This window comes from Brevibacterium sp. AGC70, from assembly GCF_057334195.1.
On the sequence record NZ_JBHFIH010000003.1, the window covers coordinates 1 to 16,167 of the forward strand.

Annotated in this window: 16 protein-coding genes and 1 rRNA gene; 10 read left to right on the forward strand and 7 right to left on the reverse strand. The window is 61.6% G+C overall.

Annotated features, from left to right (window positions below):
• Both ACE03M_RS02995 and ACE03M_RS03000 read right to left on the reverse strand, forming a co-directional pair.
• Positions 1-312: ribosomal RNA gene (locus ACE03M_RS02995) — 16S ribosomal RNA — on the reverse strand; the annotation flags it as partial.
• A 609-nt stretch (positions 313-921) separates the two neighbouring features.
• The gene (locus ACE03M_RS03000) at positions 922-1,596 is read right to left on the reverse strand and encodes an SOS response-associated peptidase (RefSeq protein ID WP_485932720.1); all 675 of its coding nucleotides are present in this window, start codon (positions 1,594-1,596) and stop codon (positions 922-924) included.
• Positions 1,597-1,648: 52 nt separating this feature from the next.
• On the opposite strand from ACE03M_RS03000, the gene ACE03M_RS03005 reads away from it, so the two are divergent.
• From ACE03M_RS03005 to ACE03M_RS03025, 5 genes are all read left to right on the forward strand, one after another.
• Complete coding sequence (locus ACE03M_RS03005; protein ID WP_143921926.1) at positions 1,649-2,164, forward strand: MarR family winged helix-turn-helix transcriptional regulator; 516 nt, start codon at positions 1,649-1,651, stop codon at positions 2,162-2,164.
• A 146-nt stretch (positions 2,165-2,310) separates the two neighbouring features.
• Positions 2,311-3,477 (forward strand): acyl-CoA dehydrogenase family protein, encoded by a 1,167-nt coding sequence (locus ACE03M_RS03010; protein ID WP_485932721.1) that lies wholly within the window; start codon positions 2,311-2,313, stop codon positions 3,475-3,477.
• 1 nt (position 3,478) lies between these two features.
• Positions 3,479-4,537, forward strand: coding sequence for an enoyl-CoA hydratase/isomerase family protein (locus ACE03M_RS03015; protein WP_143921928.1), 1,059 nt, complete (start codon positions 3,479-3,481; stop codon positions 4,535-4,537).
• The gene (locus tag ACE03M_RS03020) at positions 4,534-5,310 is read left to right on the forward strand and encodes an enoyl-CoA hydratase (RefSeq protein ID WP_485932722.1); all 777 of its coding nucleotides are present in this window, start codon (positions 4,534-4,536) and stop codon (positions 5,308-5,310) included. Before ACE03M_RS03015 ends, ACE03M_RS03020 begins: the two co-directional genes overlap by 4 nt.
• 150 nt (positions 5,311-5,460) lie before the next feature.
• Entirely contained in the window at positions 5,461-6,450 is a 990-nt protein-coding gene (locus ACE03M_RS03025) for an NAD(P)H-dependent flavin oxidoreductase (RefSeq protein WP_485932723.1), read from the forward strand.
• Positions 6,451-6,464: 14 nt separating this feature from the next.
• Here ACE03M_RS03025 and ACE03M_RS03030 read toward each other — a convergent pair whose 3' ends face one another.
• Together ACE03M_RS03030 and trpS are read right to left on the reverse strand one after the other, a co-directional pair.
• Positions 6,465-7,514 carry an App1 family protein phosphatidate phosphatase gene (locus ACE03M_RS03030; RefSeq protein WP_143921931.1) on the reverse strand — a complete coding sequence of 350 codons (1,050 nt, stop codon included), beginning with the start codon at positions 7,512-7,514 and terminating at the stop codon, positions 6,465-6,467.
• A 52-nt stretch (positions 7,515-7,566) separates the two neighbouring features.
• Complete coding sequence (gene trpS, locus ACE03M_RS03035; RefSeq protein WP_485932724.1) at positions 7,567-8,565, reverse strand: tryptophan--tRNA ligase; 999 nt, start codon at positions 8,563-8,565, stop codon at positions 7,567-7,569.
• Positions 8,566-8,818: 253 nt separating this feature from the next.
• Between trpS and ACE03M_RS03040 the strand changes: the two genes are divergently transcribed.
• Positions 8,819-9,217, forward strand: coding sequence for a DMT family transporter (locus tag ACE03M_RS03040; protein WP_485932725.1), 399 nt, complete (start codon positions 8,819-8,821; stop codon positions 9,215-9,217).
• Positions 9,214-9,546 (forward strand): DMT family transporter, encoded by a 333-nt coding sequence (locus ACE03M_RS03045; protein ID WP_485932726.1) that lies wholly within the window; start codon positions 9,214-9,216, stop codon positions 9,544-9,546. The genes ACE03M_RS03040 and ACE03M_RS03045 overlap by 4 nt, the downstream gene beginning before the upstream one ends.
• Before the next feature lie 16 nt (positions 9,547-9,562).
• Here the strand turns inward: ACE03M_RS03045 and ACE03M_RS03050 are convergent, their stop codons facing one another.
• Positions 9,563-10,375: an exodeoxyribonuclease III gene (locus tag ACE03M_RS03050; protein WP_485932727.1), complete on the reverse strand. Its 813-nt coding sequence runs from the start codon at positions 10,373-10,375 to the stop codon at positions 9,563-9,565.
• A gap of 84 nt (positions 10,376-10,459) precedes the next feature.
• Here ACE03M_RS03050 and ACE03M_RS03055 point away from each other — a divergent pair, with 84 nt between their 5' ends.
• On the forward strand, positions 10,460-10,948 hold the full coding sequence (locus ACE03M_RS03055) for a GNAT family N-acetyltransferase (RefSeq protein ID WP_143921936.1): 489 nt from the start codon (positions 10,460-10,462) through the stop codon (positions 10,946-10,948).
• Positions 10,949-11,055: 107 nt separating this feature from the next.
• Here the strand turns inward: ACE03M_RS03055 and ACE03M_RS03060 are convergent, their stop codons facing one another.
• Both ACE03M_RS03060 and glyA read right to left on the reverse strand, forming a co-directional pair.
• A complete protein-coding gene (locus ACE03M_RS03060) occupies positions 11,056-11,943 on the reverse strand; it encodes a bifunctional methylenetetrahydrofolate dehydrogenase/methenyltetrahydrofolate cyclohydrolase (protein ID WP_485932728.1) in 888 nt (295 codons plus the stop codon).
• Complete coding sequence (gene glyA / locus ACE03M_RS03065) at positions 11,943-13,217, reverse strand: serine hydroxymethyltransferase (protein WP_143921938.1); 1,275 nt, start codon at positions 13,215-13,217, stop codon at positions 11,943-11,945. Before glyA ends, ACE03M_RS03060 begins: the two co-directional genes overlap by 1 nt.
• A gap of 168 nt (positions 13,218-13,385) precedes the next feature.
• Between glyA and purU the strand changes: the two genes are divergently transcribed.
• Both purU and putP read left to right on the forward strand, forming a co-directional pair.
• Positions 13,386-14,237, forward strand: a complete 852-nt coding sequence (gene purU, locus ACE03M_RS03070) for a formyltetrahydrofolate deformylase (protein WP_143921939.1) — start codon at positions 13,386-13,388, stop codon at positions 14,235-14,237.
• A gap of 170 nt (positions 14,238-14,407) precedes the next feature.
• Complete coding sequence (gene putP / locus ACE03M_RS03075) at positions 14,408-15,928, forward strand: sodium/proline symporter PutP (RefSeq protein ID WP_485932729.1); 1,521 nt, start codon at positions 14,408-14,410, stop codon at positions 15,926-15,928.
• The last annotated feature ends 239 nt before the right edge of the window (positions 15,929-16,167 follow it).

Here is a 16,167-nt window from a genome sequence, read left to right on the forward strand (position 1 = left end):
GGCCGGTCGCCCTCTCAGGCCGGCTACCCGTCGTCGTCTTGGTGAGCCATTACCTCACCAACAAACTGATAGGCCGCGAGCCCATCCCCAACCGAAAAAACTTTCCACTCTCCAACATGCGTTAGAGAGTCATATCCGGTATTAGACCCAGTTTCCCGGGCTTATCCCGAAGTCGGGGGCAGGTTACTCACGTGTTACTCACCCGTTCGCCACTCATCCACCCGGTGCAAGCACCAGGCTTCAGCGTTCGACTTGCATGTGTTAAGCACGCAGCCAGCGTTCGTCCTGAGCCAGGATCAAACTCTCCATAAAAAAATTATGTTACGAATGAATCCCGGCAAGACAGCCAACCAAGAATCACGGGGTGACCTCAGTTGACCAAAAAATCATGTCCACACACGCTGGCGTCACCACCCCGGCGAGGGGGTGGAGACATGTGTGTGAACATGTGATTGTCTTACCAGAAAAATAATGTTTCTGGCATCACTATCTGTTCAAACAAATACGCTATTGGATTCTCAAACCACACACACTCACCCGTCACCACACACCATCAAACATGGCGGTCTACACCGGGGGTGTCAGTTTCAATTGTGTACTTTCTGCCTTGCGGCCCGCCGTACCAGCGGATATCCACTCTACAGTGTTGTTTCGACCTTCGCAACTTGAAATTCATCTTCAATCTGCTGGGATCAAACCTGGTCAGAGCGACCGTTGCCGTTCCTTGCGGGCTGGCAACTCGGTACACACTACACACATCTGGCGGGGTGTGCAAAACGAGTGGATTCCGTCGTATAGACCTCCAGCTGCTGACCCGTTCGACTCATCCGCAGCGGCGGGTGAGGACTTCCCGGCGACCGGTGCGCTGCAGGAACCGTACCGGATAGCTTCCGCGGTTTCGCGCGACCGTGCAGTAGATCGTCAGTCCACTGGAGTGATGAGTTCTGGGCCGTCGTTGCGAACATTGCCCACGCTCTTGCCGACCTTATGTCGCGTCACGCTCGCGGGGTCGACGTGCGAGAGTGTCGATTCCAAGAGCGGAGGGACCTCGGCACTGGGCACCGCTGGATCGATCCATTGATCGACACCGCCACGGCTGAGGAATACCGGCATCCGATGGTGAACATCGAGCAGGTGTCCCGCCGCTTCCATGGTCAGGATCGTCGTCGACACCAACCAGGACTGGTCCGGCTGCTTCCAGAACTCGAAGAGGCCGGCCATGAACAGCGGGTCGGCACCCGCGGCTGACATCATCCATGGCTGCTTTCCGTCTTCGGTTGTCTCCCACTCGTAATAGCCAGGGATCGGAAGTGCACAGCGACGCCTTTTGATGGACTGTCTGAACATCGGCTTTTCGAGGACCGTCTCGGAGCGCGCGTTGAATGCCTTGAAGCCGATCTTCGTGTCCTTCGCCCATCCAGGGACCAGCCCCCATGAAGCGGTCTCCAGTCGACGTGTCAGCTGCCCTTCGTCGTCGAGTCGTTCGACGACGATCGGCACGAAGGAGCCGGGCGGCACGTTGTACCTGGGTGTGTAGTCGTAGGAGATGACGTCGAGACGGAGCTCATCGGCGAGATCTGCCGGATCGAGAGACATATTGAGTCGACCACACATGCGCTTATCTTCTCACTTCACTACACTGTCGACAATGGCGGCGGAAAAGACATCAGCGAGCAGACTCGACCCGATCGAGGAGTCCAGGAAACAGTGGCTCGCCCACGGTTGGAACGATTCCACCGATGGTATGACGACTGTGATCTCTGTGATGAGAGTCCATCAGCTGTTCCTCGCAAAGGTCGATGCCGCACTCAAACCATTTGCGCTGACGTTCTCACGGTACGAAGTCCTCACTCTCCTGTCCTTCACCAAGTCGGGAACACTGCCGATGTCGAAGATCTCGGCCCGCCTGCAGGTCCACGCCACATCGACGACGAACTCGGTCGATCGACTCGAGAAGGCTGGTCTCGTGAAGAGACGCAGCCACCCAGATGACCGTCGCACCACGCTCGTCGAGCTCACCGAAACCGGCCGTGAACTCTCCTCACGCGCAACCGCCGCCCTCAATGAGGAGGTCTTCACCTCCCCTGCGCTGGCCGGGACCGATCTGGGCGGACTCCTCCCCCACCTTGAATCACTGCGATCCGAGCTCGAAGACCACGCCTGAGGCTGCATCCTCTCTGCTGACCGATTACCACAGGAAACGACTGCGCGAATTTAGTTGGACGTCCAAGTAATTTCTCCGTATCGTAGTGAACGACATCACGAATGCGACAAGTCTCAATCGTGGATAGCCCAAACCGTGGAGGAACAATGTCCCGCAGCACAGCAGCTGCCCTGCCGTTCGGTCTCACCGAAGAACAACAGACAATCTCCGGCATGGTGCGCGAATTCGCCGATTCCGAGATCGCACCGCATGCTCTGGAATGGGATGCCAACCACCACTTCCCCGTCGACGTCATCAAGAGGTCCGCCGACCTTGGCATGGGCGGAATCTACGTCAGCGAAGAAGCTGGCGGCACAGGGATGGGGCGAATGGATGCAGCCCTCATCTTCGAAGCCATGTCGACCGCCTGCCCCTCGGTCGCCGCATACATCTCCATCCACAACATGGTGGCGTGGATGATCGACAAATACGGAGATGCCGAGCAGAAGGAGAAATACCTCTCGAAGCTCGTCTCGATGGATCACCTCGGCAGCTACTGCCTCACAGAGCCCAACGCCGGTTCCGATGCCGCCGCCCTGCGCACCTCGGCGAGGGAGGACGGTGACTCCTATGTCCTCAACGGCGTCAAACAGTTCATTTCCGGTGCCGGCACCACCGAAACATACCTGGTGATGGCGCGTAGCGGCCAAGATGGATCGCGCGGAATCTCCGCATTCATCCTCGAAAAGGACATGGAGGGTCTCTCCTTCGGCCCCAACGAACAGAAGATGGGATGGCGAGCTCAGCCGACCCGACAGGTCATCATGGAAAACGTGCGCGTGCCGAAGGAGAACCTCCTCGGCGAACCCGGTCAGGGTTTCAAGATCGCGATGTCCGGACTCGACGGAGGTCGGCTCAACATCGGAGCATGCTCGCTAGGCGGCGGGCAGTCTGCGCTGGAGAAAGCCATCGACTACATGGGCGAACGACAGGCCTTCGGCACCGAGCTCTCAGCTTTCCAGGCTCTGCGATTCGAGGTCGCGGAGATGCAGACCAAGCTCGAAGCGGCTCGCTCCCTCCTGTGGCGTGCCGCCAACGCCTACGACGCAGGCGATCCGAACACCTCGCTGCTCTCGGCAATGGCGAAGCTGACAGCCACGGATTCGGGTTTCGACGTCGCCAATAGGGCACTCCAGTTGCACGGCGGCTACGGCTATCTGACAGAGTATGGAATTGAGAAGCTGGTGCGTGACCTGCGTGTCCACCAGATTCTGGAAGGCACCAACGAAATCATGCGCGTGATCATTTCGCGCAAGAGCACAGGAGTGGGCTGATATGACGACAGAGACCGCGGCACCGCCGACGGAAGCATCGGTGATCACCTCGATCACCAACGGAGTGGGCCGGATAGAGCTCAACAGGCCGAAGCTGATCAACGCACTGAGCCAGGAAATGGTGGGTGCCATCGATGATGCCCTGAAGAGCTGGCGCGATGACGACGCGATCAAGGCCGTCCTTGTCACCGGACGCGGCGAACGCGGGCTGTGCGCCGGTGGCGACATCAAGGCCGTCTACAACGACATTGTCGCCGGCACCGATGAGAACGCCCGGTTCTGGAATCGCGAATACAAGATGAACCATGAGATCTCCGAATTCCCCAAGCCCTATGTGGTCATCATGAACGGCATCACGATGGGCGGCGGCGTCGGAATCTCGGGCCACGGCTCCCACCGCATCGTCACCGATTCCACCAAGATCGGAATGCCGGAGACCGGGATCGGCCTGTTCCCCGACGTCGGCGGCACACATCTGCTGGCCAATGCGCCGGGCGAGCTCGGCACCCATCTGGCACTGACCGGACTGCCGGTCGGAGCGGGAGCCGCGCTGGCCATGGGATTAGCCGACTACTACGTGCCAGACGCTGATGTGCCGGGACTCATCGCCGACCTCGAAGCGGGCAGCGACGTGGAAACGGTGATCGACCGCTACGCCGCCGATGCTCCGGAGAACGAACTCGCCGAGGCAGCAGGCTGGATCGACGAATGCTATACCGGGGACCGGGCAGAGGACATCGTCGCAGCGCTGGCCGCGCATGCGAACCCTGATGCCAATGCCACCGGGAAGCTGATCGGGACGAAGGCACCCACGTCGGTGAAGGTGACACTGGCCGCCGTGCGCAAAGCCGCAGACATGTCCCTGGCCGAAGTCCTCGAACAGGACTACCGCGCAGCCGTCGCGCTGACGCGTCGTCCCGACCTCAAGGAGGGCATCCGCGCGCAGGTCATCGACAAGGACCGCAACCCACAGTGGTCCCCGTCCGCATTCGACGAGGTCAGCGACGAAACAGTCAACGACATCCTCACCACCGATCACGAAGAGAAGGTGTTCTCATGAGCGACTACGAAACAATCCTCACATCCGTCGACCAGGGTGTGGCCACCATCACGCTCGATCGCCCGAAGGCTCTCAACGCGTTGAACATGCAGGTGCTCACCGACGTCACCGACGCGGCCGCCGCATTCGATGCCGACGATGAGGTCAAGGCGATCATCATCACCGGCAGCGGCAAGGCCTTCGCCGCGGGCGCCGACATCAAGGAGATGTCCGACCTCGACTTCGCCACCGCGTTCAAGGCCGACTGGTTCGCCGGCTGGACCCGCCTGACTGACGTGCGCAAACCGGTCATCACCGCGGTCAACGGCTTCGCGCTCGGCGGCGGCTGTGAGCTGGCGATGATGGGCGACATCCTCATCGCGTCGACGAAGGCGAAGTTCGGCCAGCCCGAGATCAACCTCGGAGTCCTCCCCGGCATGGGTGGATCCCAGCGTCTGACTCGCGCGATCGGCAAGGCCAAGTCCATGGACTTGTGTCTGACCGGACGCATGATGGACGCAGAGGAGGCCGAGCGCTCGGGCCTCGTCGCACGTATCGTCGAACCCGAGGAGCTGCTTGCAACGGCCAACGAGATCGCGCAGACGATCGCCTCGAAGTCCCGCATCGCCTCGGCGATGGTGAAAGAGGCGGTCAATACCGCGTTCGAAACGACGCTCGAGCAGGGACTTCGTTACGAACGTCGCCTCTTCCACTCCTCCCTGGCCACGAACGACCAGACCGAGGGAATGGCCGCATTCGTCGAGAAGCGGGACGCGAACTTCACGGATTCCTGATCCACCACACGGCGCAGCGAACCGCACACGGCTGCAACGATGGTGCAGGCGAGGCGAACTCGTCTGCGCCATCGGCGTATTCGGTCACATGATCACTTTTAACAATCGTTCAGTTAGAGTGGAAACATTCATCCACCCAAAGGAGGCACAATGAGTTCTTTCGCCAATATTCTCCCCCAGCTGCGACTTCCGGTGCTCGGCTCCCCCATGTTCATCGCATCGGGTCCCGACCTGGTCAAGGCCCAGTGCCAGGCCGGCATCATCGGCTCCTTCCCCACCCTCAATGCCCGTCCGGCCTCGATGCTCACCGACTGGCTCGACGAGATCCGTGAGACCAACGCCGCGTTCACCGCAGCGAATCCCGATCGTCCGGCGGCACCATTCGCCGTGAACCTCATCGTTCACCGCTCGAACAACCGCTTGGAAGCCGACCTCGCCGAGGTGGTTCGCCACCAGGTGCCCATCGTGATCACGTCGTTGGGCGCACGTGAAGAGGTCAACGAGGCCGTGCACTCCTACGGCGGCATCGTCCTCCATGACGTCATCAACAACAAGTTCGCGCACAAAGCCGTGGAGAAGGGCGCCGACGGCGTCATCGCCGTGGCCGCCGGTGCCGGCGGACATGCCGGAGCGCTCTCCCCATTCGCGCTGGTCCAAGAGATCCGGTCCTGGTTCGACGGTCCGGTGCTGCTCTCGGGCGCAATTGCGCACGGTCGCTCGGTCCTCGCAGCGCTGGCCGCCGGCGCCGACTGCGCCTATGTGGGCTCGGCTTTCCTGTCGACGACAGAGGCCAACGTCACCGACGACTACAAGCAGATGATCGTCGACTCCGCTGCTGAGGACGTCGTCTATTCCAGCTACTTCACCGGAGTCAAGGGCAACTACCTGCGCGGTTCGATCACTGCCTCGGGACTCGACCCCGACGATCTTCCCGAGGCCGACCCGACGAAGATGGACTTCGGCACGAGGGAAGGGTCGGACTCGAAGGCGTGGAAAGACATCTGGGGCTCGGGTCAGGGCATCGGCGTGCTCAATGAGAAGAGCACCACAGCCGAACTCGTCGACAGTCTTGCCGCCCAGTTCGAGGCCGCGAAGAAGGAGCTCGACGCTCGCCTGAATACGGCTGTCGGTGTCGGCTGAGCCGCACTGAACTCTCAGATCGTGGAGATTATGCCCCGTTCGGTCAGGCGCGAAGACAGTCCTGCACCGTCCGGGGCATAGATCCACGGCACGCCCTGACCGCGACCGTGGCGCTTCGAACGACCACCTGCCCAGACCGCTTCACCGACGGTGAGCTGTCGGATCGCAACCGCGGCGACATTGTCGGGGTGGTTGTCCACGAACTCTCCGTAGACCTCTTCGTCCTTCTGACCGTCGTCGCCGATGAGCAGCCATTTCATCCACGGGAACTCACGCGACAGGCGCTCCAGAGAATTTCGTTTGTGTTCCTTGCCCGAACGGAAGACGCGAGTCGTCGTCGGCCCCCAATCGGTGAGCAGCAGGGGCCCCATCGGGTAGAGGTTGCGGGAGAGGAACCTCTTGATCGTCAGAGCCGAATTCCAAGCTCCCGTCGACAGATAGACCATCGGAGAATTCGGGCGCATATAGGTGATCCGGTCATAGAGCACAGCCATTCCCGCCACCGGCGACCTGGCATGCTCGCTGAGGACGAAGGTGTTCCACGCGGCAAGAAACGGTCGCGGCAGTGAGGTGACCATGACCGTGTCATCGATATCGGAGATGATGCCGAACGTCGTGTCCTCGCCGATGATCCGCACGGCAGCGGAATCGACGAGCGACCCATCGGTCCACAGTTCGATCTCCGTCTCACCGGGCTGAAAGTCACCGGGAATGACAGTGTCGATGATGCCGCCCCTGTCAGCGGTGACCATGTGCTCTTCGTCATTGACGCGGACCCAGGCCGTGTCGTTGGGCAGAGGCACACTGACGAAGGACTTCCACCCTCGAATGCTCGCCTGCAGGTCCGCCGCAGTCTGACCGGTCGGGGTCAGGACCAAACGTCCGAGCACTCTCACCCATCCGGTGCCGCCATAGGTGTCATAGGCGATGACTGTGCGCTGATAGGTGTGGTCGGTGGCGCGGTTCTGGAGCCAGCCGTTGAGTCGATCTTCCATCCGTGCCGCGGTGTGCAGCATGTCCGGGGTGAGATTCAGCGGTCCCTCTTCGGGTTTCTTCTTCGCCACGGTTCTTCCTTCACACTCATCGCACGGCAGGTCGGATCGGGTTGCAGTCGGCTCAGACGAAGCCGACCTTGTCATAGACCTCACGCAGGGTCACCTCGGCGATCTCATTGGCCTTCGCCGCACCCGAATCGAGGATGGCCTGGAGCTGCGCCCGGTCCTGCAGAAGCTCATTGGTGCGCTCTCGCACAGGGGTGAGGGCTTCGACGGCGATCTCTGCCAGGTCGACCTTGAGATGACCGTACATCTTGCCGTCATACTCGGCGACGATGTCATCGACCGACCGCGAGGTCAGGGAGGAATAGATCGTGAGCAGGTTCGAGACACCGGGCTTGGACTCCGGGTCGTAGGCGATCTCCTTGCCATCATCGGTGACTGCGGACTTGATCTTCTTCGTCAGTGACTTCGCGTCATCGAGGAGGTCGATGCGACCCAGCGGGCTGGGCAGGGATTTCGACATCTTCGACGAGGGGTTCTGAAGGTCGTAGATCTTCGCGGTGGCCTTGAGGATCTGCGGCTCTGGGACGACGAAGGTCTCTCCGAACCGATAGTTGAAGCGTTCGGCCAAGTTTCTGGTCAGCTCGAGATGCTGGCGCTGATCCTCGCCGACGGGCACCATCTGCGGGTTGTAGAGAAGGATGTCGGCGGCCATCAGCGCTGGGTAGGTGAGCAGCCCCAGGGACACATGCTCCTGCTTGGCCGATTTGTCCTTGAACTGCGTCATCCGGCTGGCCTCACCCATCGACGTGGTGCATTCGAGGACCCATGACAGCTGCGGGTGTGCCGGGACCTGCGACTGAACGAAGATCGTCGACTTCTCCGGATCGATACCCGCCGCAATGAACTGCGCAGCGGTGCGCAGGGTGCGCTCGCGCAGGTCGCTGGGGTCCTGCTCGACGGTGATCGCGTGCATGTTCGCGATGAAGTAGAAGGCATCGTGTGACTCCTGATGCACCACGAACTGCTGCAGAGCTCCGATGTAGTTGCCCAGGTGCAGTGAGTCAGAGGTGGCCTGGATGCCGGAAACGGTGCGTGGCAGAGAAGAAGTCATCATAGAACCATAATGCCACTTCAACCCCGCGTCATCGCAGACCGCCCCGTGCGAGCCGAGGACTCAGGTGATCTCAGCCACCTGCGCGCCACCGGCAAACGGTATAGTGACGAAGCCGATCACATCGTTCAGCGCCGACGAGCCCTGGGTGAGTCCCGGGTCTGTGGGGAGATTCCTCCGCGCAGACCCGGGCCTCTTCGCGTGAGAGGAAGCTGACCGATTTCCCTGCCGGATGACCATGGCCGACAATTGTCATGTGCGCAGATGGCTATTTCTGATGGGCGCCATCATCGCCGAGGTGACCGGCACCCTGGCGCTGAAGGGAGCTCTTGACTCCCCCGCCCTCTATTTCCTCGTCGGCCTCGGCTATGCTGCAGCGTTCGTCTTCCTCAGCCTCACCCTCCGCGTCGGCATGCAGCTTGGCATCGCCTACGGAATCTGGGGCGCAGCGGGAGTCGCACTCACCGCGATCCTCTCCCTCGTCCTCTTCGCTGAACCGCTCACACCCGTCATGATCACCGGAATCGTCTTCATCATGGGCGGCGTCATCCTCGTGGAGGTCGGCAACCGCGAAAATGACGCGCACCCGACCGTCCCGAACGCGCCGCAGACCGAGACAGAACCGCCGCAGACCGCGCCGGGAGTCGAGTCATGATCATCGGATGGATCCTGCTCGCCTTCGCAATCGTCCTCGAGGTCGCGGCCACGATCTGTCTGCGAATGGCATCGGTCGGCGGCAGCAGATGGTGGTACACGGGAGTCGCCGTTGGATATCTCGTGTCATTCAGCCTGCTCAGCCTGACGCTGCGCACAGGCATCCCCTTGGGAGTGGCCTACGGAATCTGGGCCGCCAGCGGAGTGGCTCTGACGGCCTTGGCCGGCCGCGCGCTGTTCAAGGAGAAGCTGACGCGGAAGATGCTCTGCGGCATCGGTCTCATCCTCATCGGCGTGCTGCTCATCGAACTCGGCTCCTCACACACCTAGACGATCAGCCTGCGGCCTACTTCGGTGCGGGGAGGTCATAGTCGATGACGAGCGGTGCGTGATCGGACCAGCGCTCGGCCCAGCTGTCAGCTCTGTCGACCGTGGCTTCAACTGCCGCCTGGGCAAGTTCCGGTGTCGCCATCTGATAGTCGATGCGCCAACCGGCGTTGTTGTCGAAGGCCTGTCCGCGCATGGACCACCAGGTGTAGGGGCCGTCGACATCGCCGCTGAGCTTCCGGTGTACGTCGACGAAGCCGACATCGCCGAAGAAGCCGTCGAAGTACACACGTTCTTCGGGCAGGAATCCCGCCTTCTTGCGGTTGGCCTTCCAGTTCTTCAGGTCGCGTTCGGTGTGGCAGACGTTGAGGTCACCGGTGACAAGCACGTGATCGGCGTGCTGTGCGAGTTCGGGCAGGCGCACGGTCATTCGGTCGAGGAAGCGGTACTTGTCCTCCTGTTTGGGAGTGTCCACCTCACCGGAATGGACGTAGGCCGATACGAGGGTCAGCAGCGACCCGTCACCGAGGCGGTAGTCCGTTTCCACCCACCGACCGGCACGGTCGAAGTACCCGTCAGCACCGAGGCCTTCGCGTACCTCGGCCGGCTCCGTGCGAGCCATGACGGCGACTCCGGCACGTCCTTTCGCCTCGGCGTCGTGGCTGATCGTGGTGTACTCGGTGTCTTCGAGCACTTTGAGGGCGATGTCGTTGGCGGCCCGGACTTCCTGCAGTGTGATGAAGTCGGGTTTCGCACTGTCCACCCAGGTGGGCATCCCCTTTCTCCATGCTGCTCGAACTCCGTTGACGTTGACTGATGCAATCCGAATCATGTGTTCTATCATGGCATGAGCGCACTACTCATACGGGCTTGGGCGTTATAGAGTGATGGAAAGAAACATATTTCAGGAGGCGTAATGGCTGTTGACGAGACTTTCGATTCTGAGCAGCTGAGCATCAGCCCGCTTGACGAAGTAGACGCCCGTGAGATGCGCGAGTTCCTGCTCGGTGCGCAGGAGAACTTCTGGGGAGACCGGGACCTGAGCGGCGATCACGATGCCTACTGGTTCCGCCAGTTCGTGACCTCGGGTCTGGTGGCCAGATACCGTTCGGAGATCGTCGGCTATCTGCTCGGCGTCATCCCCCACGATGGCCCTTCCTATATCCACCTGGTTGCCGCCCGATCAGATTTCCGACATAAGGGAATCGGTCGTCACCTGTACCAGCACTTCATCGAACACTCGCGAACCTTGGGAGTCTCATCGGTGCAGGCCACAACCTTGCCAGATTCTTCCGCGGCGATTTCGTTCCATTCATCTCTCGGGTTCACCGGTGAACTCATAGAAGACTATGCGGGTGCCGGAGATCCGCGAGTGTTCTTCGAGCTCAAACTCCTCGAGGAGTGACGGACACACCGGTCTGACCAGCGAACAGCGACCGGACCAGCAGAACAGAGACCGACGGCCTCCCACACACAGATGTGGGAGGCCGTCGGACTGAGAACGTGAACCGTTCAGGCGGCTGCGGCCGCCCGCTGAGCGACGTCGACGACGTTCTTCAGAAGCAGTGCCCGAGTCATGGGTCCGACTCCGCCGGGGTTCGGTGACACCCAAGCCGCCACCTCGGCGACTCCAGGGTCCACATCTCCCACGATCTTCGACTTCCCCGTCTCCGGGTCCTCTTCGCGTGAGACTCCGACGTCGAGGACGACCGCACCAGGCTTGACCGCGTCGGCGGTCACGATCCGAGCCGAGCCCGCGGCGGCGACGATGATGTCGGCCTGAGCCAGCAGCTCGGGCAGATTCGTCGTTCCGGTGTGCGTCAGCGTCACCGTGGCGTTGTACTCGCGGCGGGTCAGCAGCGCACCGATCGACCGGCCGACGGTGACACCACGGCCGACGACCACCACATGCTTGCCGGCCAGTTCGACCCCGTTGCGCTGCATCAGCTCGATGACTCCACGTGGGGTGCACGGCAGCGGAGAGGTGATCTCCCGGTTGACATTGAGCATGAGCCGGCCGAGGTTGGTCGGATGCAGCCCGTCCGCGTCCTTAGCCGGGTCGATGCGTTCGAGGACCGTATCGGTGTCGATGTGAGACGGCAGCGGCAGCTGCACGATGTATCCGGTGCATTCGTCATCGGCGTTGAGCTCGTCGATGACCGACAGGAGTTCGTCCTGGCTCACCGATTCCGGAAGATCACGTCGGATGGAATGGATGCCCACCTCGGCGCAGTCACGGTGCTTTCCCGCCACATACCACTTCGATCCCGGATCCTCACCGACGAGGACCGTGGCCAAGCCGGGAACGATGCCCCGCTCGGCCAGGCTCGCGACGGCTGTCCTCAGCTCTTCCTTGATCTCCTTCGCACAGGCCTTGCCGTCAAGAGTCTTTGCTGCCATCAGTACTGCTCCAGATCTTCGTAGAGGGGGAAGTTGTCGCTGAGTTTCTTGACCCGAGCGCTGAGTGCGTCGACGTTCGCACCGGGCTTCAGCGCCTCGGCGATGACGTCGGCGACCTCGGTGAACTCGGCATCGCCGAACCCGCGGGTGGCCAGAGCGGGGGTGCCGATACGCAGACCGGAAGTCACCATCGGCGGTCGCGGATCGAACGGAACGGCGTTGCGGTTCACGGTGATTCCGACTTCGTGCAGGAGATCTTCTGCCTGCTGGCCGTCCAGGGCCGAGTTACGCAGGTCGACGAGGACCAGGTGGACGTCGGTTCCGCCGGTCAGGACCGTTGCACCGGCCTTGGCAACATCGTCGGCCAAGAGTCGCTGCGCCAAGATCTGGGCTCCGCGCACGGTCCGTTCCTGGCGGGCCTTGAACTCTTCGGACGCGGCGAGCTTGAACGCCACTGCTTTGGCCGCGATCACGTGCATCAGCGGTCCGCCCTGCTGTCCCGGGAAGACGGCGGAGTTCAGCTTCTTCGCGTACTCCTCCTTGCCGAGGATGAAGCCTGAGCGTGGACCGCCGATGGTCTTGTGCACCGTCGATGACACGACATCGGCGAAGGGCACCGGGTTGGGGTGCAGGCCGGCGGCGACAAGTCCGGCGAAGTGAGCCATGTCGACCCAGAGCTTCGCTCCGACTTCGTCGGCGATGTCGCGGAAGGCCTGGAAGTCAAGCTGGCGCGGGTAGGCCGACCAGCCTGCGACGATGACCTCGGGGCGATGCTCGAGTGCTCGCTCACGCACCTTGTCCATGTCGATGCGGTAGGTGTCGGGGTCGACTTCATAGGAGGCGACGTCGTAGAGGCGTCCCGAGAAGTTGATCTTCATGCCATGGGTGAGGTGACCGCCGTGGGCCAGCGACAGGCCGAGCATCTTGTCACCGTGGCGGGCGAGTGCGTGCATCACGGCGGCATTGGCCGAGGCACCTGAGTGTGACTGCACGTTCGCGTATTCGGCGCCGAAGAGGCTCTTGGCCCGGTCGATGGCGAGAGTCTCAGCGACATCGACGTACTCGCAGCCACCATAGTAGCGCTTCCCCGGGTAGCCCTCGGCGTACTTGTTCGTCAGCACGGATCCCTGTGCCTGCAGCACTGCGCGCGGCACGAAGTTCTCCGAGGCGATCATCTCGAGAGTCGAACGCTGACGGCCCAATTCCTGGTCGAGGACTTCCGCGATCTGTGGATCGAGGTCTGCAAGCGAAGCCTGCATCGTGTTATCGGTCATGTATACACTCCTGTGGCATCCAAAGTGATGAGTGGGACGCCGCGATCGGCTCCGCGAGCACCCGGAAACAATGCTAACAGCGAACCAGATCACACCGATGAGCCGTTCGTCATCCGGATGATGGGCCGGTTTCGGGGCACACCGGGTACGACCATTAGAATCGTGCGCATGAGTCGAGAATGGATCCTGCGAGTCACCTGCCCGGACGCAACCGGAATCGTCCATGCCGTGACCGGGGTCCTGGCCTCACTCGGTGCCAACATCACCGAGTCCCAGCAGTTCTCGTCCCCCGATTCCCTCCAGTTCTTCCTGCGCGTCCAGTTCGTCACGAACCGCGATTGCGATGCCGAAGCCTTGGAGTCTTCCCTCGCCGAGGCGGCTCAGCGTTTCGATATGACGCTCAGCCTCCAGCCGGTGGAGAAGAAGACGAGAACTCTGGTCCTCGTGTCGAAGGCCGCGCACTGCCTCAACACTCTGCTGTTCCAACAGAGCTCGGGGCAACTGCCCATCGATATCGTCGGTGTGGCCGGCAACCATGACGACCTGCGGCCACTGGCCGAATTCCACGGTCACGACTTCCACCACATTCCGATCACACGTGAGACCAAGGACGCTGCCGAGACGCGTCTGAGCGGACTCGTCGATGAGCTTGACGTCGAGCTCATCGTCCTCGCCCGGTACATGCAGATCCTCTCCCCGGATCTGTGTACTCGGCTCGAGGGTCGGGTCATCAACATCCACCACTCGTTCCTGCCCAGCTTCAAGGGCGCAAAACCGTATCACCAGGCTCACGCCCGCGGAGTGAAGATCATCGGAGCCACGGCCCACTACGTCACCCCTGATCTCGATGAAGGGCCGATCATCGAACAGGATGTCGCTCGCGTCGATCACAATCGCAATATCGCCGACTTCGTCCAGCGCGGACAGGATGTCGAAGCAGCGGTGCTCGCACGGGCCGTGGCCTGGCATGCAGAAGGACGTGTCCTCATGGACGGGCACCGCACGGTCGTCTTCAACTGATCCGACCAGCTCGGCGTCGGCACACAGCGCCTTGTTGTCAGCAGATTCTCTTGCTTGTCAGCAGATTCTCTTGGCCTTGAATCCTCATTTAGCCAACTCATAGACAGTTCACACCCAATGCTGAATGTGTTGTAGAGTCGCCCCGGTTTACAAAAGGAGACGACTTAAAGATGACGGAAACCACTTTCCGCACAATAGCGATCGTCCTGTACTTTGCAGGAATGCTGGCCATCGGCTGGTTCGCGTACCGCAAGACCAAGAACAGCCTCGACGACTACATGCTGGCAGGCCGCGGACTGCGCCCCAGCGTTGCCGCACTCAGCGCCGGAGCCTCCGACATGTCGGGCTGGCTGCTGATGGGGCTGCCCGGAGCCATCTACGCGGCGGGACTGGTCGAGGCGTGGATCGCTGTAGGTCTGACCGTCGGAGCCTGGGTGAATTGGAAGTTCGTGGCCCCACGTCTGCGGGCATTCACAGAGAAGGCCGGTGACTCGATCACCATTCCCAGCTTCTTCGAGCAGCGTCTGAAGGACAACACCCGTCTGCTGCGCATCGTCTGCGGTGTCATCATTCTGGTCTTCTTCACCTTCTACGTCTCCTCCGGCATGGTGGCGGCTGGCAAGTTCTTCGAATCGAGCTTCGGCCTGAACTATCTTGCCGGCATGCTCATCGTCGCGGCCATCACCATGATCTACACGCTGTTCGGCGGCTTCCTCGGCGCCACACTCACCGATGTTGCCCAGGGCCTGCTGATGTTCGCCGCACTCATCGCGGTCCCGATCGTCGCAGTGGTCAACGCCGGCGGTCCGTCAACCGTGATCTCCAACGTCAGGGAGATCGACCCCAGCCTGCTCAGTGTCTTCGGCAGCGGACCGTTCTGGGCCGGTGGCACCTACCTGGCTGTCATCTCCGCACTCGCCTGGGGCCTGGGCTACTTCGGCCAGCCGCACATCATCGTACGGTTCATGGCGCTGCGGACCCCTGCGGATGCGAAAGTGGCTCGCCGGATCGGTGTGGGGTGGATGGGAATCTCCGCTCTCGGGGCCATCGCCACCTCCATCGTTGGAATCTCCTACTTCTCCGAGCATGCCGATATGGAACCAACCGACCCGGAGACGGTGTTCCTGGATCTGGCTCAGATCCTCTTCCACCCATTCATCGCGGGACTGGTCCTGGCTGCGGTGCTCGCGGCGATCATGTCGACGATCTCCTCGCAGCTCGTCGTCACCTCTTCGGCTCTCATCGAGGATCTCTACAAGATCGTGGCGCTGCGCACCGGTTCGAAGCGCACCCTCCAGGACAAGACCTACGTGCTGCTCGGGCGCCTCGGCATCCTCGTTGTTGCCGTCATCGCCGTGTTGTTGGCGATCTCACCGTCGAACAGCATCCTCGACCTGGTGGCGTTCGCCTGGGCAGGCTTCGGTGCCTCCTTCGGGCCGATCGTGCTGCTGACCCTCTTCTGGAAGAAGCTCAGCAACTGGGGTGCGCTCTTCGGACTCGTCTCGGGTGCGGCGGTGGCGTTCGTCTGGGGACAGGTCAGCAGCCCACTGACCGATCAGATCTACGAGATCATCCCCGGCTTCGCCATCAACCTCATTGTGGCGATCGTGGTCAGCAGGTTCACGTACAAGCCCAATGCGGACACAGACCGCGAATTCGACGAATCAGTTGAACTCTCACGAGTGAGATGACGGACCAACGGCCCGCCTGACGGACTCACGTGCGTCGGGCGAGCTGAATCCGCCACCTTCATCACGCCCTACACTCAGCGGCTATTCCTTCACCAGCACCGGGAGGAATAGCCGCTGAGTGGTTACTGCCTGGTTGCGAGTGCGGTGTGCTGCCGACGGGAGGTGCTGATTATCCTCTTCCATCCCGTACGCGACGTACGCGACCACTCTCCTGTGAATACACTTCAGGGGGGGCCCCC

Excerpts from the sequence above, each read along its gene's own strand:
- putP (WP_485932729.1), top strand. The coding sequence starts at position 14,408 with ATGACGGAAACCACTTTCCGCACAATAGCGATCGTCCTGTACTTTGCA.
- ACE03M_RS03020 (WP_485932722.1), top strand. The coding sequence starts at position 4,534 with ATGAGCGACTACGAAACAATCCTCACATCCGTCGACCAGGGTGTGGCC.
- ACE03M_RS03045 (WP_485932726.1), top strand. The coding sequence starts at position 9,214 with ATGATCATCGGATGGATCCTGCTCGCCTTCGCAATCGTCCTCGAGGTC.
- trpS (WP_485932724.1), bottom strand. The coding sequence starts at position 8,565 with ATGATGACTTCTTCTCTGCCACGCACCGTTTCCGGCATCCAGGCCACC.
- ACE03M_RS03005 (WP_143921926.1), top strand. The coding sequence starts at position 1,649 with ATGGCGGCGGAAAAGACATCAGCGAGCAGACTCGACCCGATCGAGGAG.
- ACE03M_RS03050 (WP_485932727.1), bottom strand. The coding sequence starts at position 10,375 with ATGATTCGGATTGCATCAGTCAACGTCAACGGAGTTCGAGCAGCATGG.
- ACE03M_RS03025 (WP_485932723.1), top strand. The coding sequence starts at position 5,461 with ATGAGTTCTTTCGCCAATATTCTCCCCCAGCTGCGACTTCCGGTGCTC.
- ACE03M_RS03010 (WP_485932721.1), top strand. The coding sequence starts at position 2,311 with ATGTCCCGCAGCACAGCAGCTGCCCTGCCGTTCGGTCTCACCGAAGAA.
- ACE03M_RS03055 (WP_143921936.1), top strand. The coding sequence starts at position 10,460 with ATGGCTGTTGACGAGACTTTCGATTCTGAGCAGCTGAGCATCAGCCCG.
- ACE03M_RS03000 (WP_485932720.1), bottom strand. The coding sequence starts at position 1,596 with ATGTCTCTCGATCCGGCAGATCTCGCCGATGAGCTCCGTCTCGACGTC.
- ACE03M_RS03015 (WP_143921928.1), top strand. The coding sequence starts at position 3,479 with ATGACGACAGAGACCGCGGCACCGCCGACGGAAGCATCGGTGATCACC.
- glyA (WP_143921938.1), bottom strand. The coding sequence starts at position 13,217 with ATGACCGATAACACGATGCAGGCTTCGCTTGCAGACCTCGATCCACAG.
- ACE03M_RS03060 (WP_485932728.1), bottom strand. The coding sequence starts at position 11,943 with ATGGCAGCAAAGACTCTTGACGGCAAGGCCTGTGCGAAGGAGATCAAG.
- purU (WP_143921939.1), top strand. The coding sequence starts at position 13,386 with ATGAGTCGAGAATGGATCCTGCGAGTCACCTGCCCGGACGCAACCGGA.